Annotated in this window: 17 protein-coding genes; 1 reads left to right on the plus strand and 16 read right to left on the minus strand. The window is 48.1% G+C overall.

Annotated features, from left to right (window positions below; all coding sequences use genetic code 11):
• Positions 1-94 precede the first annotated feature (94 nt).
• The 6 genes from NSQ20_RS30120 to lspA form a co-directional block, all read right to left on the minus strand.
• On the minus strand, positions 95-877 hold the full coding sequence (locus NSQ20_RS30120) for a response regulator (RefSeq protein WP_036606639.1): 783 nt from the start codon (positions 875-877) through the stop codon (positions 95-97).
• On the minus strand, positions 874-2631 hold the full coding sequence (locus NSQ20_RS30125) for a sensor histidine kinase (protein WP_081745844.1): 1758 nt from the start codon (positions 2629-2631) through the stop codon (positions 874-876). Before NSQ20_RS30125 ends, NSQ20_RS30120 begins: the two co-directional genes overlap by 4 nt.
• A gap of 566 nt (positions 2632-3197) precedes the next feature.
• Positions 3198-4025 carry a carbohydrate ABC transporter permease gene (locus NSQ20_RS30130; RefSeq protein WP_036606635.1) on the minus strand — a complete coding sequence of 276 codons (828 nt, stop codon included), beginning with the start codon at positions 4023-4025 and terminating at the stop codon, positions 3198-3200.
• Entirely contained in the window at positions 4025-4891 is an 867-nt protein-coding gene (locus NSQ20_RS30135) for a sugar ABC transporter permease (RefSeq protein ID WP_036606633.1), read from the minus strand. The genes NSQ20_RS30130 and NSQ20_RS30135 overlap by 1 nt, the downstream gene beginning before the upstream one ends.
• A gap of 24 nt (positions 4892-4915) precedes the next feature.
• Positions 4916-6154, minus strand: coding sequence for an extracellular solute-binding protein (locus NSQ20_RS30140; protein WP_235200711.1), 1239 nt, complete (start codon positions 6152-6154; stop codon positions 4916-4918).
• A 449-nt stretch (positions 6155-6603) separates the two neighbouring features.
• Complete coding sequence (gene lspA, locus NSQ20_RS30145; RefSeq protein WP_036606631.1) at positions 6604-7095, minus strand: signal peptidase II; 492 nt, start codon at positions 7093-7095, stop codon at positions 6604-6606.
• 178 nt (positions 7096-7273) lie between these two features.
• On the opposite strand from lspA, the gene NSQ20_RS30150 reads away from it, so the two are divergent.
• Complete coding sequence (locus NSQ20_RS30150; RefSeq protein WP_081745843.1) at positions 7274-7801, plus strand: heme-degrading domain-containing protein; 528 nt, start codon at positions 7274-7276, stop codon at positions 7799-7801.
• Positions 7802-7879: 78 nt separating this feature from the next.
• Here NSQ20_RS30150 and NSQ20_RS30155 read toward each other — a convergent pair whose 3' ends face one another.
• The 10 genes from NSQ20_RS30155 to NSQ20_RS30200 all read right to left on the minus strand — a co-directional run bounded on the left by NSQ20_RS30155 (position 7880) and on the right by NSQ20_RS30200 (position 16612).
• The gene (locus NSQ20_RS30155) at positions 7880-8827 is read right to left on the minus strand and encodes a nucleoside hydrolase (protein WP_340031422.1); all 948 of its coding nucleotides are present in this window, start codon (positions 8825-8827) and stop codon (positions 7880-7882) included.
• A gap of 58 nt (positions 8828-8885) precedes the next feature.
• A complete protein-coding gene (locus tag NSQ20_RS30160; protein ID WP_017691702.1) occupies positions 8886-9290 on the minus strand; it encodes a DUF350 domain-containing protein in 405 nt (134 codons plus the stop codon).
• Entirely contained in the window at positions 9272-10675 is a 1404-nt protein-coding gene (locus tag NSQ20_RS30165) for a glutathionylspermidine synthase family protein (RefSeq protein ID WP_340031423.1), read from the minus strand. Before NSQ20_RS30165 ends, NSQ20_RS30160 begins: the two co-directional genes overlap by 19 nt.
• 4 nt (positions 10676-10679) lie before the next feature.
• Positions 10680-10964 carry a hypothetical protein gene (locus tag NSQ20_RS30170; RefSeq protein ID WP_036671603.1) on the minus strand — a complete coding sequence of 95 codons (285 nt, stop codon included), beginning with the start codon at positions 10962-10964 and terminating at the stop codon, positions 10680-10682.
• The gene (locus NSQ20_RS30175; RefSeq protein ID WP_340031425.1) at positions 10964-11431 is read right to left on the minus strand and encodes a hypothetical protein; all 468 of its coding nucleotides are present in this window, start codon (positions 11429-11431) and stop codon (positions 10964-10966) included. Before NSQ20_RS30175 ends, NSQ20_RS30170 begins: the two co-directional genes overlap by 1 nt.
• A 389-nt stretch (positions 11432-11820) precedes the next feature.
• Positions 11821-13902: an ABC-F family ATP-binding cassette domain-containing protein gene (locus tag NSQ20_RS30180; RefSeq protein WP_340031426.1), complete on the minus strand. Its 2082-nt coding sequence runs from the start codon at positions 13900-13902 to the stop codon at positions 11821-11823.
• 98 nt (positions 13903-14000) lie between these two features.
• Positions 14001-14162, minus strand: a complete 162-nt coding sequence (locus tag NSQ20_RS30185; protein ID WP_017691697.1) for a hypothetical protein — start codon at positions 14160-14162, stop codon at positions 14001-14003.
• 111 nt (positions 14163-14273) lie between these two features.
• A complete protein-coding gene (locus tag NSQ20_RS30190; RefSeq protein ID WP_076216814.1) occupies positions 14274-14558 on the minus strand; it encodes a hypothetical protein in 285 nt (94 codons plus the stop codon).
• A 53-nt stretch (positions 14559-14611) separates the two neighbouring features.
• On the minus strand, positions 14612-15610 hold the full coding sequence (locus NSQ20_RS30195) for a glycosyltransferase (RefSeq protein WP_036671606.1): 999 nt from the start codon (positions 15608-15610) through the stop codon (positions 14612-14614).
• 18 nt (positions 15611-15628) lie between these two features.
• Positions 15629-16612 carry an aminoglycoside phosphotransferase family protein gene (locus NSQ20_RS30200; RefSeq protein ID WP_340031427.1) on the minus strand — a complete coding sequence of 328 codons (984 nt, stop codon included), beginning with the start codon at positions 16610-16612 and terminating at the stop codon, positions 15629-15631.
• Between the last annotated feature and the right edge of the window lie 131 nt (positions 16613-16743).

Here is a 16743-nt window from a genome sequence, read left to right on the forward strand (position 1 = left end):
TAACCGCTTTAACCAAATTGTAGCACGGGCCTATCACACCTATAAGACCAGAGTAATTTGGAAAAACTCCACTTTTTTGAGGTTATTTGTTATTTCATTCAGATAGGGAATGCCGATATTTGCTTGGACTAAGCCCCTCAAGACTTTTAAATACTGTGATAAAATACTTATCCGTCTGATAACCCACCTGTTCCGCAATCTCCGAGATTGGCATCGTTGTCTGCACAAGCAACTCCTTCGCGCGCTGAATGCGTTTGCGGGTAAGGTATTCACTAAAATTGATGCCGATCTGTTCCTTAAACAATACGCTGAAGTAACTGGAGTTGAGATGGAGTAAATCAGCGATTTCACGCATGGTCACATGTTCACCCAGATGAGCATCCACATAGGTCAAAGCTTCACTGATCTGGCTATTGAGCCTCTGTTCCCCTCGCTCCTTAACATCCAGCAGCTTGGGGTCAACCATTTCCTGCATCGTTTGAATACGTCTCTGTTGTTCGCTGAACTTTAGGGCTTTTTCGACGGTCTGCAGCAATTGTTCCTTATCAATCGGTTTCAACATATACTCCACAACACCCAGCTTAATGGCCTGCTGGGCGTATTGAAAATCGGCATGCCCCGACATAATCAGGACAACAGGCTTGTTCGAAAAATGTTGAATGGCTTCAATCAGAGACAAGCCAGAGAATTCCGGCATGCGAATATCCGTTATTAACAGATCTGCCGGCTTTTTCTTGAGCCATTCCACAGCCTCGACGCCACTTTCTGCAGTCTGAATGTGATTTCGTCCTGCCGACCATCCTTCCAGTGTTTTGCGAATACCCTCTCTTGTACGCGGCTCATCATCCACGATAAGAATCGTTTTGTCATGAATCATATGCACCCCTCCGTTCCCATGGGAATCTCAAAGCAAATGACAGTTCCTTCCCCAACCTTACTTGTTATAGAAAGCTTGCAACGTTCGCCAAGTTGGCTGCCAAAGTAAAGCTTCAGTCGCCGATGTACGTTGATTAGACCTACGCCTGTACCCTTGTTAGATACAGCGGGCCCGCCATGTAAAGCATGAATGACAGATTGAAGCCGTAATTCATCCATACCGGGACCATCATCCCGAACCTCAATGCGAACCAGATTTTTCTCGGTCGAAGCATCCACATGGACGCTTATCTTTCCCGGGCCCAGTTTACTTTCAACCCCATGAAGAATCGCATTTTCAACTAAGGGCTGTATAAGAAGTTTCGGTATTGCGACCTTACGCACCGCATCACTCAGCTGAATCTCCCATTGCATTCTCTCTCCCAACCGCATCTGCATAATTTGAAGATAACGCTCGGCGTGTTCCAGCTCGTCGGCAATCGTAACCCATTCATCCTGCTGCGAACTGGAGATGATGTAGCGAAATAATCGGGACATCGCCACCACCATACGTGCCATCTCCTCGTCTCCCTTCTCCTCAAGGGACCAATAGAACGCTTCCAGCGTGTTGAATAGAAAATGGGGATTAATCTGAGATTGCAACGCCTTCAACTCGGCCCGGGACTGCATGACCTCCTTCTCATGAACCACACGGGTCAATTCATTCTGCCTGTAGACCATCTGGTTATATACGTCGTTGAGTTCATTGATCTCCATCGTAGAGCTAACCATTAGATTAGGTCTCATTGCTCCCGGCTGTGCACTGCGCATGGCCCTCATCAGACGTATGAGCGGACGTGTAATCATTGTGGACAGAAAGAAGGACATGATAAGGAACAGAACAACACCAATCATTCCCGAAACGAGCAGCGCCGTTCTCAAGATGGATACACCTTCCGTTGTCTCCCGCAGCGGGGTCAGGACAGCAAGTGTCCATCCCGTTAACTCCGATTTTTGCCGGACGACGATATAGGATTCCTCCCCGTTCTGCACGACTGATCCACTGTCCAATATGGCTTTGGGATCGAGATTGATCTCCAGATCGGAAGTCACCACTTCGCCCACCCCATCCAAGAGCATGATAGAGTCCTGCGAACCATCTGCCCCATTCGAATCATTGAGTTGAAAAAAACTGCGCTGCATCCGCACCACCACATAACCTCCATGTTCGAAAGAATGATCCAGCAGGTTAATCCGTCGAATAGCCAGAAGCACACCCGGATCTTCAGGGTCAGCACCTGCCCATACCAGTCTGCCTTTTCCTTCATCCGCCAGGTTGATCCAGTTGCGCTCCACTCTGAGATCGAGGGATCGGTCATCCATCGGAAAGATGCGGTTATAACCCGTAGTGTATATCTCCATACTTTGCGCGCCGTTGATGAAAGACTGATAACTGCCTGCAATCTGCAAGAGAGCTTGCCGCTGATTAAAGGTAGCCGGGTTGCCCTGCTTCTCATCGCTGAGCAGACGTTGCACATATGCATCATCCGCCACCTGGGCGGTCAGCGAATTCACTTGTGCAATGATTGCATCCAATCTGCCACTGGCTTGGACGGCGGTTTGGTGAATATGTTTCTCCGCATTGCTTTTCAGCAAAGCAGCTACCCGATCATAAGCCGATATGCCTGCGAGCAGCAGAACAACAAGCATCACCATAACGAAACCAATGAAAATCTGATTCCGAAGTGAGTTAAAATGTCCTTTTTTCCCGTGCAACTTCCCCATTCTCCTCTCTTTTTGGCATGTAAAAGAACCCACCACCTTACGCCCGTGCTCTTGAAGACTGGGTACAAACGATGCCGGATTATCTACGTATTCAGTTCTTCTATATAAAATGAACAAAAGAATATTTACACTAGCCACTACGATGACAGAATAACCTTCCAATCGCTGTTATCCCCAGATTTTTTGATTCCCTTTTTAAAGGGGAAAATCCGGTGATAAAGGCGAAGCATATGCTTCCGATGCAGCTTTCTTTCAGAAAGCCTTTAGCTCCGCTTTTTCAGGTTATTTCTGCCCTCTCCGTTCTCGTATAAATGTTTAGTTCATTTATATAGTTAAAGCGCTTGCAGAAATGAACCTTACTCTTCTTCTCTCTTAGTCTTTGTTTACCGATTAAACTAACGACTAAAAAATAGCATAGTTTTACAGGTTAATCAATCCTCCCGAATAGTTCCCAAACGTTAAATGACAAGGATCAAAAAAAGAGAGGGGACTTTTAAAGTCCACCTCTCTTTGTTCATATCCCTTCACACATATCCTTCTCTGTGACACATCTTCAGTTATTTCACAGACCCTTGGGTAACCCCGTTGATGATCCACTTCTGTGCAAACAGGTAGATGATAATCATCGGTAGCAACGCGAGCAGGTAGGATGCAAACGCAAGGTTAAATTCAGTATTAAACTGTCCTTGGAATACATACTGTACCAGCGGCAGCGTGTACTGTCCCGGATCACTGATAATAATGAGTGGTAGCAAGAAATCGTTGTACGTGGATAGGCATGTCAGAATACCAACCGTGGCACTGATGGGTGCCATGAGCGGGAAAATGATTTTCCAGAACGTGCCCCAAGTTGTCGCCCCATCTACAAACGCCGCTTCCTCAAGCGCTACCGGAATGGACCGGATGTAGCCAACGTATACAAATACGTTGAATGCCAAGCCATAAACCGTGTGAAGCAGGATCAGACCTACCAGATTTGTCATCTCCAGCGATGCGGTCAGCTTAACAATCGGCAGCATGATGATTGGAAATGGAATGAACATCGCGCTGACAAAGTAATAATACAATCCTTTGAAAAACTTGCGTTTCTCCATATTCCGCGCAATCGCATAGGCTACCATCGAGTTACTGAGCAACGTCAAAAGCACGGTGGATGCGGTAACGATTGCACTGTTACGGAACGATTGGAAGAAGTTTGTCATGTCGATGGCTCTCGCGAAATTCTCCCAGTGAAGTGTTGTCGGAATGGCAAAGACCGATTGGGCCATCTGTTCCGGATTTTTCAAAGCTATTGTAACGGTCATATACAATGGGAACAGGATAAACAGGGTACCCAGCACAACAAGCAGCATAACGAGCCAATTGATTCGTGTACGGCTTCTCATTACAGATCCATCTCCCTTCTTTGCAGGAACCGGATTTGCAGAATTGAAATCACCGCAATAACGATGAAGTAAATAACCGAGTTCGCAGATTGATAAGCATATTCGCCGCCTTCAAATCCGCCGGTGTAGATCAGATGGGAGATGGACTGCGTCGCCCGTCCGGGACCACCGTTGGTCAAGGCTACGATTTGGTCGAAGACCATAAGTGAATTTTTCATCGCCAGCACCATATTAATGGTGAAGAACGGGGCAATAAGCGGGAAAGTAATGCTCCAGAATTCACGCCATTTGCCTGCGCCGTCGAGGTTGGATGCCTCGTATAGTGTCGTTGGTATCGTTTGCAGACCAGCCAAATACAGAATCGTATTCAGGGCCACCGATTGCCATACTGCAACAATGACAATACCGATCCAAGCCAGGCTCTCGCTACCAAGTATGTTCGTGGATAGCGCGTTGATGCCCAGATTTTGTCCCCAGATCGGGAATACGTTGGAGAACAGGTAGTTAAATATGTAACCTACGATCAGTACACTCAGAATATTGGGCAGGAAGTAGATGCCGCGGAAAAAGTTACGGAACTTGATCTTGGCATTCAGCCCGAGTGCAATGAGTAAGCTCAGAATATTGGTCAGGATCGTCACCACGATCGCAAATTTGAACGTAAACCAGTAGGCATTGCCTACATTGTCATCTTGGAACAAGTTGAAATAGTTTTTAAAACCAACAAAATCATATTCTTTCCCGAAACCGTTATAATTCGTAAATGAATAATAGATGCCCTGGAGGGCCGGCAGCGTCATAAACACAAAGAACAACACGACTGCCGGAACCGTCATCCAGTAATAGGGTGCGATACGCTTGTTCATACTCCATCCTCCTTCTGACAAGGCTTAGCGCCGATTAGCAACCTTGTCCCATTCTTTGTCGAGTGTATCTAGATAGTTGTCGATGTTTTGGTTCTGCAAAAAGGACTGTACGATGGAATTCAGCTGCACGGCAGCCGGAATATAGTGATCGGGAAAGTCAATAACCTTGCCCTTCTCGATATAAGGCATCAATTCCTGTACGGCAGGATCATCCTGCTTCACGCCTTTTACCGCAGAGAACAGCGTCTGTTCGTCAATGTATCTTCCGATATTTTCAGGCTCTAATAGAAACGCAATAAACGTCTCTGCCTGCTCGCGATTAGGCGTGTCCTCCGCAATGGTAAACAGGGAGTCGATCCCGTTCACCAGCTTGATCTCGCTTGCATCGTTGCCCGTAGGGAATGGGAAGAAACCGATGTCAACATTTGGGTTCGCTTTGCGAATCTCCGAGATGGCCCAGGTTCCCTGGATGTACATGAAGGCTTCACCGTTAGCGAAGGCACGGTTACCGTCCGAATAAGCTTTACCAAAGTTATCGCCGTGACCGTATTTCATGAGTTCCAGTTGCTTCTCAGCTACCTCGCGGTACTTCTCCTTGAACGTCATTTTGTTATCGCGCCGCTCTTGGTAGAAATCAATACCGACCAGATTGGAGGCTAGTGCATTGAACGGCAGGCTCGTCTGCCAGTCATCCTTGTATGTGAAATAAAATGGAATCTCACCTGCATCCTTAATCTTTTGGGCGGTCGCAATGAGTTCATCCCACGTCTTGGGCACGTCCAATCCCATTTCCTTAAACAACGTTTTGTTGTACATGATGCCGTTTGCATTAGTCGCGTAAGGAATACCTGTCACTTCGTCCATGCCTGTGAGATCATTCAGCATTTGTATGTAGTTCGGATCAATCGTCTGGAGTAATGTGCTATCCGTCAGATCGGTGAAAATATCACTCTGAGCCAGAATGGAATAGGTGTCGGTTGCCCCCATGGCCATAATATCCGGAATATCATTTTTGACGACACGCGTCTTCAGTACTGTCTCCGCATCGGGCGGATTCACCTGTGTCACTTGGATATCGTCATGCTCCGCATTAAACGTTTTAATTAATTCATCAAAGGTTGTTTTGGCTTCAGGCTTGTTCTGGAAAAATTCAATCTGCACTTTGCCATTCGCGCTATCTCCACTGGTACAGGAAGATAAAAGTACAGCCATCATTCCACACAGCAACATTGTCCCGAGAGCCTTGGTAAGCGTTGTTCTCATGTTGTACCTCCCTCAGCTTAATAAATTGAACTAATGTGATTTACACAGTGTCACTCCGATTGCAGTACCATCTTCCGATCGTTGTTATCCCCAGATTTTTTTGATTCCCTTCCTCAAAGGGAAAATCCGGTGATAAACACGCACGCTGCGCTTCTTCAGTTTGGTTCTGCACTCTCCGTGTTCGTGTATATCTTAGTTTCACTTTATATACGTAAAGATTTACCCATAAAAATAGTGAAATAACCATTTGGTTAATCCTTCCAAACTAACTTCAATCTGAATGGATGATATAGGTCTTTATTATTTCTAAAACGGTTTCGGTAAAAATGAATCACGGCAGTTCTTCCCATGACCCGAATTGGGCATAACAAAAAGGACACTGGATAATATCCAATGTCCCTCATTTAATAAGCTTATATTCAGCCACTGTAACGCTTTTATCCAACCTATTACGAACGTTCTGCTTTCGGCAAAGCATTACGTAAACGCTTGGCCCGATAACTCTGATATGCACGAATCAACATGCCGATGATAATCATGACCACACCGATGTTAATTGCAACATCAGCGAGATTCAAAATCCCGCGTCCTGACGGAAATACGAGGAAATCCGTTACCCGGGCATAGATAAATCGATCGATCGCATTTCCTAAAGCCCCGCCGACCATAAAACCCGCGCCAGCTTGCATCCAGAAACCGCGAATCTCACCTTTACTCCGGTAATACAGCATGCCCGCTATGAACAGAACAGCAATCACACCGAACAGACGCGCATTTCCCTGAAACATGCTGCCAGCCATTCCACTGTTCTCGTAATGCTGTAACTGCATGCCCGAGTTACCCAGTCTCATGACGTCGCCAACTTCCATATACATCCTCACTGCAATCTTGGTTCCCTGGTCCACCAAAGTCACCAGCAGTGCTACAAAATAAAACAGCATCGTGCTTCTCCTCCTGCCTACGTAGCAATAACTTATTTTAACTTTAAGAGTTATGTATATTAGGTTCCCTTCACTTTAACACAGCCGATGTACGGTCTCCAAATGAACGGTCTTTAACCACGCAAATAACGTTCACTAACATCGTTCAGACTGCATCCAGAAGGGACTACACCAATCCATGTCGAATGTAGACATCAATCATATACGTAAAGGGGATGCCTGTAATTTGAACCTGACCACGACAGAGAAATTAAAGGAAATGCAACAGGAAGAAAAGGACTTGGTATTTGACACATTTGATTCTGAAACAGCACTCCAACTTGGCCAGCATCTGGTCGAAGAAGCGAAGCGTCGCTCCCAAGCCGTGACCATCGACATCACCCTGGAGGGGCATCGCCTCTTTTTGCATGCGATGGAAGGCACTCATCCCGACAACGAAGACTGGATTCGCCGCAAGAACAACGTAGTGAATCATTTCTCATCCAGCTCTTGGCACACGGCTCTGCGGTTGAGAAGTGAAAACCAGACACTTGAACAAGACTTCAATCTGCCTTCATCGGACTATGTCCTAGCCGGTGGCGCTTTCCCGCTGATTCTGAAAAATGAGGGACAAGTCGGCACCATTACGGTATCAGGTCTGCCTGATGAGGAAGACCATGATCTGGTCACGACAGGCATTCGCTCGTTTTTGTTGCAGCAAGATTAGATTAAAATGGGCAATAAAAAATCCGTACCTGGGATAGGCACGGATTTTCTTCTTTTTCCTGTAGTTAAATTCCTGCGTTTATTGGATCGCCGAGAGAACGTCCAGCAGCATAGATTTGAATTTGGGCCGATCGATGGCTTCACAGACACGTACATTCGGCTCTTTGCCAAAACGTCCGTTGATATCGACCACGCTATATCCACGTGTCAGTTCTCCTGCCGCTTCCACGTCCACATAATATTGACCCGACTTGGTCATGATGGATTCATCCGCGGCTACAGCCATCAACAACGTATCGGGATGAGTGGTGCCATTGAGTTTATGTACCGACTTGTTGAACTGCATAACCACTTTGTTGATTGCAGTGAAGAAATCGGCACCCGATGTACCCAGAGCCGCAATCTCTGCATGATCGTCATCGTCCATCACTGAATATTGCGTGCACATCTCCCAACCAACCATCGTGATTGGAATGCCTGCATGCAGTACAATTTTCGCTGCTTCCGGGTCCACGTAGAAGTTATACTCCGCCGCCGGTGTAATATTGCCCAGTGCATTATTCGTTCCGCCCATGATGTACAGGTGAGCAATCTTCGGAATAATCGTTGGGTCTTTCTGGATCGCCATCGCAATATTGGTCAGCGGGGCAATCGCCAGAAGTTCAATTTCACCTGGATGTGCATGCACCTTCTCAATGATAAAATCAACCGCATGCCTGCTCTCGGGACGCTGATCTGCCTTCGGGAAATGCGCGCCGCCCATACCATCATCGCCATGCACATCTTCCACTGTCCGGTGCTGAGCTTTACCGTAGGCCATTAGCGGACGTTCGCAACCTTTATACACAGGTACCTTGCCGCCATGTCCAGCAACCTGTACCGTGTACAGGGCATTTTCAACCTCTTGGTCGAATTGTACGTTACCGCCCGTAATGGTGATGCCTTCCACCTGAAAGTGATGCAATGCCGTCAGGATCGCAATCGTATCGTCTCCTGCTGTATCTGTATCGATGATGACTCTTCTCATGATGCCGCGCTCCTTCTTCCGTTTATATAGTACATTCTATAAAACACTATGTCTTATTTTACATCAAAAATGTACCGATGACGATGGAAACGCCGATGATAATCGAACGCAGCAGTTGTGCTACCGCCATATTGCCTCGTGCGATTTCGTCACACACCCGCATTTTTGGAATCAGGAAATCAAATATAATATAGACCAGGCACAGCACAATAATTCCAAACGCCGACCACAGCAGCATATCCAACCACGAATGCGTCGAGAAAGATACCATGCCCACAATAATACACAGTCCCAGCAATTTGCTGCCCATGTACATGCCTGCCGCCTCGTTACCTTTGGCGATTTCCTCACTATCGTTATACCGGGTCAATTTGCTAAAAGCAAAATATCCACATACCAATACCACCAGCAGAATGCCTACACCCACCGCCACATTCACAAGGTTTAATCCCAAGTTTTCCATTCCTTCTTCTCCTCCTCATCATTCATCCGTTCACGAACCGTAGCCGCGCAATAATAGGCCATATCTCCGGTTACTTTCTCCCCGACCCGTGGTAGTATCCCAGCCAAACGCCCACCGATAACAAACACCCCTGTAAGCAGATAGCCGCTGTACACTCCATCTTCCGTCTCAATCACGGCCTGTTCCATCGGAACCAGCTGCTGATAGATCTTGGGCTGATTTTCGTAATAAGCTGTAATCTCTTCATCCTCTTCTGTCGCTCCAGATGCAAGATTGGATTCCAGCGCCTCGTTAAGAGGATGCTCCATCTCCTGCTTTCCAAAGGCATTGTCCGTTCCTCCATCCAGCAAAAGAGTTCCTCTGCCTTCGCGCCCCCAATAACTCTTGGCTACATATGATATGGCGTTCAGCTCGAAGGGCTCAGATGAAAAATAGGTGGGCAGCAGATATCGGGAAATCACGTCCATCTCTGCTTCATCAAAGAGGGTAAACCCGCAATACTCCGGGGTTTGCTCGTTCCGCTCATAGAGCGACCAGATCGCCGCCATGAAGCCTTTACTCTGCATCAGTACATGCTGAACAGGATTCATCAGGCCCAGTCGTCCTTCACGTACAAGTTCAAGCAGTGCAGCACCAATGTCCACCCCTGTCGTCTCATCCCGATCATCGATCAGATACTCCAGTGGATAAAGGCGATACAATAGGTTAATCTCCCGCCCCCGATGGTAAAGCGCCTCCCCCGGAACAATCTCCAGTTCCTCCAGTGGAGCATAGAAGACTTCATATCCGGCTTCCTGACAACGTTTCATCAGGTATTCCGTATTTGTTCGATCTTCGACATGTTCGCCAAAAGAAGTGAATGTCACCGGACCCTTTAATCCCTGCTCTGCATAGAATTCGAGCCATATCCTGAAACACTCCCGAATACGTGTATCCATCTCGGCAGATGGTGCAGTTAGCGTAGCATCCTCAGCAATATCGACCAGAATACCTTCCAATGCAGCAGCCTCCGGTATACCCGTTGGGGTGTCCGTATTATTTTCAATACACTTGGGCCCAGCTTCTCCGATAATCCAGTCCTGACGGGTAATGCCTCCAGTTACCAACTCCATACGTGCCGCCGGGATAAGCCCGGGATGGATACCGAGCTGATGCTTCAAAAAAGAATCCGGCATATATTGCTGGATAAATCGCATCACTTTACAGTAAATGCCGTCTACCGCCTCGGCTGCGGTATGCAGTTCCAGCACCTCCGAGGGAGAGTAAACCGTTAATGCTGGCACACAATATTGCTTCCCGTACATTCGATGATATGGAATCTGTTGTTCCGTTTCACCCTGAAATACCTCTTCGTGACTTAACGGCAGTTGAACCACTTGCCTCATCCGGTTATCCTCCCGAGCTACGGAAGAAGCTACCGAAGCCGCTTGATTTGGACTTGGATTTGCTATAGGAGCTGTTACTATCCTTGTTGCTTCGATAAGACGACCCACCGTAGTAATAGTGCCCACTGCTGGAATCATATTCACATCCGGTATCATACTCCGGGTCACATTCATCATTGTTGCTGCCACAACCGGATAACACGGCAGGAACCGCCAGCATCAGGGAGAAAGCAACCAGCTTTGCTTTTGATCCGGGTTTCGATGCTTGCCCCCGCTCTTGGTCACTCATCACAGATCCACCTCTTTCATATAAAACAACACTTTCTTGCAATCCGCATCCAGCACGGAATACAGGAATTCATACGTCTTGCCAGCGCGAACCATGTAATGGTCCAGCAGTTGCTCGGCAAGCTCCATCGTATAGGTGGAGGATACTGTGAGTTCCAACTCCTGAAATGAACTTCCATTCCAGAGCATATACTCTGCGCTGTACATGGAAGACATTTTGCACATCGCCAGCGCAGCATCCGCAATGGCTGCACCGTACTCATCCGGCATCTGTTGGTCATATGGCGTTACATATACTGCATGTTCCCGCCCATCCTGGCATTCATTGGACAGATGCGCCCAGAGTTTGTTTTTCACCAAGGTGGCATCCACCAGTTTGCGCATGAACAGTTCATCTCGTGTGACTGAAGCCTGTTCCAGCACTCCCGTCTCCGCCTGTCGATCATCCGACCAACTCCGATACGTCAATGAATAATAGATACCGATAACCTCCCTTTTTGCGAGCTCTTAGGTGAGCCGTTTCAATTCATACAAACGTATTTAACGCATCAGAAGGAAAAAAGTTACACTAGTGAATCAATTTCATAGTACCTTTAGCTGCTTCAAATCAAGGCTAGACATAGATCGAAATGGTTTAATTTGTCTATGTCTAGTTACAAAACTCCATTTTTAGTGATTTATGAAATTGATTCTATTCACCATGACATGTAATAAAGAACATGTTGGCTACCTTCGTTCTCCGATTAAAGCAGGAAATAACATACTGTTTTCTACTTTTGGTATGTAATCCAGTTCAAAAAGGCCGGAGAAGACTCTCCGACCGCACTTGTTCAATCTTATGCTCATGCCATTCGGACTTATAACTCAGCCCACTGTGCCAATACATCATTATAATCAGCGGACAATTGCTCACGTTCATTCCAGATTTGTTCCAGTTCAAGCGGATTGTTCTGTACGGTTTCCAATTGTTGGTCCAGCACCTGAATTTGTGCCTCAAGACGAGCCAACGTCTGTTCTAGCTTCTCCGCAGACGGTTTGTTGCCATTGCTACTTCTATGATTCGATGCCGCTGCTGCCGAAGAGGCCATCGCCTTACCTGATTCAGTAGAAGCTTTATGACCATGACTTCCACCGGCAGCTACAACAGTGGATCCGTTCATTGTCGAGGTTGCTCCTGGCTTCTTCCCTGATCTGGCAGTCCAGCCAAGCTCGGACGTTAAACCTGACTTCATCTCTGACTTGGTGTTCCCACGAGAAGAAACGCCCACGCCTGCTGTAGCCTGAGTTGTCGCCGCCGCACGAGCTTGCAAATCAAGCTTCTTCTCACGATACGCCTCATAGTCTCCCAGATAAGCGGTCATCTGACCGTCCTCCAGTTCCCAGACACGGGAAGCGAGGCGATTGACGAAGTACCGATCATGCGAGATGGCAAGTACAGTTCCTTCAAAATCAACCAAGGACTCTTCCAGCGCTTCTCTGGATGCGATATCCAGATGGTTGGTTGGCTCATCGAGCAGCAGTACATTGGGTTTACGTTGCACCAGTAGAGCTAAACGCAGGCGCGTCCATTCCCCACCAGATAACTGTCCCACCGAGCGGAATACATCCGCTCCATAGAACAGATATCGGGCCAGAATTCCGCGAGCCTCTCCTTCCTCCACACCTGCTTCCAGACGGAAGTATTCGAGTACGTTCAGCTTCGGATTCGTGGGTTCCTCCTGTTGAGCCAGGTATCCCACATCCACGCGAGCACCCCACTCCAGCTTGCCCGCATTGGGTTGCTCGTCACCAAGCAACAGCTTGAACAGGGTCGTCTTGCCGGAGCCATTGCGGCCAATGAGTGCAATTTTATCTCCATATTCCAGCAGACCCGAGATTCCGCGCAGGATTTCACGCTCACCATAGCTCTTCTCGACCTGTTCCAATACCGCTACCCGTTTACCCGTTCGATCCGTAGGACGCACATCGAACTCGGCATTTCGGCGCTCCAGTACAGGACGCTTCACCTGTTCCATCCGCTCGATGGCTTTACGCATAGAAGCCGCCCGTCTGAAGAACTTTTCATTCCCACCAACTCGGCCCCACTCCTCTAACTGGCGGATCGTTTCTTTCATTTTTTTGATAACCTTCTGCTGCTCCTTGAACTCCTCGAATTGCTGCAACAGCCGTTGTTCCTTCACTTTCATATATTCCGTATAACCGCCAGCAGATGTTTCCGCTTCTCCATCCTCCAGCTCCAGTGTTCGATTCACGACCCGATCCAGAAAATAGCGATCATGCGAGATCAGGACAATGGTGCCGGGATATTCTCGTAAAAATCCTTCCAGCCACTCAACCCGCTCCAGATCAAGATGGTTTGTCGGCTCATCCAGCAATAACAGGTCGGGTCTTACGATTAGCTGTGAAGCCAGCACCACCCGAGTCTGCTCCCCACCGGACAGGGAACCAAAGCGCCAACCATAGTGTGCCTTGGCGATATCCAAACCGTCCGCCACCTGATCGATCCGGGCATCCATTTCGTATCCACCCTCACGCTCGAACTGGTCTTGCAGTGCCGCGTAGCGTTTCAGCAGGCGCTCCAATTGATTAGGGTCTGCTGCACATGCCGGATCGGACATCTGCTGCTCCATTTCCTTCATTTGCGTGCGACATATCATAAGCTCCTTGAATCCAAGACTCAGTACATCCAGTACGGTATGGTCATCCAATCCTTCTGGAACCTGAGCCACATATCCCATTCGTGTATCTTTTTTGATCATCAATTGCCCTTCATCCGGCTTGTTCAGTCTTGCCATCAGGCGCATAAGTGTGGTCTTGCCGCTTCCGTTGCGGCCGATCAGGGCGACCTTGTCACCTTCCATAATTTCAAACGTAATGCCGTCCAGCACCAGATGTGCTCCGTGGTATTGAGTCAGTTGTTGCGCGCTAATAATCATCATAATAAGGTTCCTCCTATGGTATGGAAGATCCTGACCGCAACACAAAAAGAGCCGCAGGAGGTTAGCTCCGCGGCCCTTCAGAATTCAAGCAATATCGCTTATCGTCCGAATGAGGTCAAGGCAGGCATCTTCTCGCAAATGTTAACTTCCGTATATTCAAAATTGGACAGACTTCTCCCGTTGGTCAGAAAAGTATGAACAATGCCAGCCATAGCAATCGGCAGCTGGCTAATACGGTTGTTAAGCATCTCGTGATTCACCTGTCTTCACCTCCCCTGTCATAATTAATGTCAATATATCACAGACGAATGCATTCCTGCAACCATCCCATCGCCCAGTTCATCCTTACTCCACAGTAGCTACTGCTCTGATTAATCCCTGCCCCGTCGCCGAAGCATTACATCCCTGATCGCCACCGTAATAAGTGTTAACATTCCCGAGGTACCCAGTGATGCGCCAAGCAGGGCATATCCGATGCCGTTCCACCCGCCAATATCGATGCTGATCATGATTACAACGGCACCGCCGAGCAAGGCCACACATGGCAATATATATTGTACCCACGTCATTCGGCGTCCTTGCAGCCGGTAGATAAGCCATTCAATCAGCAGCTGCACCGCCCACATTCCCAATGTCCACAAGATCAGTACTTCCATAAGGTTCCCCTCCTGTTGCTGGATGGATCAAGCCCTGTGTTACAGACCTTACGTTACTTCAACCAATCCGAGAAAAAGTGTCGGTACCCTTCTTTCATCTTCGTGCGCGAAAAGGCACCAAACGCATACTCCCGGTTGTCTTCTGACACACTGCGCGGGGCAGCCGCAGCCATGTTCACCAGTTCAAACCAGTTATCCTCATTGCCTGCAAAGGCATGCGTGGATCGAATGTGACCGTAGCAGGCATGCTCCGGCTTCACGACCATTTTGCCCATCGCCATCGCTTCCGTCAACGGCATCGCAAATGTATCAAAGGCCGAACAGTTCCAATATACCTTGGATGAGTTCATCAACGTAAATATCTCATCCTGCGTGAGCGCAAACTTCAGCTTCACGTTGGAAGGAATGTCGTACTTCTTCATGGTTTCCTTATAGCGTACACCGCCAAACACCATATATACTTCCTTGTCCGGGTTCTGCCGAGCGTATTCCAGCACCAGATCCGGGCGACGATTCGCTTCATCCCTACCGATCCAGAGCACCCGATTATGCACAACCTGACTCGGATCATAGTGCCGGTTCGCCAGCTCTTCGCTAAAGCCAATCGGGATAACGTTCACGTCATGTACGCCGAAATTGCGGCCCAGTTCTGTTTTTAAAAACTCCGTCTGTACAATTGCTTTATCCACCATCGTATAAAATGGCTTCATCATCTCATATCCCGTTAGCGCGGGATCGGGGAAACTGTGCGGGAACAATACACTCTTCGGTAAGAACATCTTCAAAAATGTAAACCCGGATACGGTGTAGATAACATGCTCTATATTCTGGCTATGAATCTGGTCCAGCACGATATCGTAGTTCACCAGGTCACCTTTCTCATGCTCATACCCCGGCAACCAGTCGTATCCGCTGACATGACGCTCCGGCGAGATGAACACAATATCCACGCCCAGCTCCAGACCAATCTGCTTCAGCCGATCCGCAAATACGCGTGGCCCCTGAGCTTCTGTAAATTGAATTTTACGCATAACAAGTCCGACTTTACGCAAGCTTCTCACCCCTCATTTCTATTCCTCGCCCAAGTGCTTCATGCACTGTTCCAGCGTTGCTGCCGTCTCATGCCACTGGTTACGCAACTGTTCCTTCGGCCACACACATTCCTCACTTCTCAGGTCACCGTCAATCAAACACAGCATCCAGAGTGAGAATACAATAGCATAAGCGTCGTACCATTCTGCAAAAGAAACCCGTTCAATCTGCATGCCGAGGCTCCCCAGTTTGTCCAAATAAACATCCATGACCCGCTCTCGCAATGCAGGCGTAACCGTTCTGGGAAACAGCGGATGCGAGAGATCAACTAGGTGATATATATCCCACAGTGGCGTATTCAGATGGGCATGCTCCCAGTCCAAGATGACCAGTCTGCCGTCCACCTCCGCCATGTTACCTGGATGCAGGTCTCCGTGACACAAAACAGTAGGAAGTTCTTCCTCTGCCGTGAGGATCAACCTAGTGATCTTGTCCCAATCGGATTCGGGCAGTTGCATGTCCAGTCTGGATAACAGTTTATCGGTAGATTGCTTCTGCATTTGCAACTCATCCAACATTGTGCGAATGGACGGTTTCTGGCCCACGCGAGGCAGCTCACTCCAATCCGTAACAGGCAATGCATGCCATGCTGCCATATGTGCCGCTGCGCCGAGCATCGTCGCTTCTTGCGAATCATGCACCAGTTGCCCCAGATCCTCGTAGATCATCCAGCTCTGTGCTGGAGCAATGGTAAGATCCGACGCTGCAATGAGTTGCGGATAGATTGGTGGTAAGCCAGACATCACACGCTCGTACATCCATCGTTCCCGTCCATGCTGTACAGGATTCGTCAACGGTTTGAAAATATAACTTTCACCGGTAGGAACAGTGAATCGCTCCACATATCGTCCGTTTATTCCTTTATACAACTGTTCGCGGCTTGTTATATAGTGATCATTCAGCATTCCTTCGGGCGTCACCCAGCTGTATGGGTCCAACTCTTCGTTCACGCTACCCACCATCCATTTCGTTCTCCCTGCTACTCCGATGTTGATTTCTATTCATCATACGTTGCCGCTCACAAGCCTGCAAGCTTTGGTCGTAAGCGCTTATTCAGTTTCTCAATTCAGAGTTTCAAAATTGCTTATTGCAT

Source organism: Paenibacillus sp. FSL K6-1122 (assembly GCF_037977015.1).
Classification (GTDB): domain Bacteria; phylum Bacillota; class Bacilli; order Paenibacillales; family Paenibacillaceae; genus Paenibacillus; species Paenibacillus amylolyticus.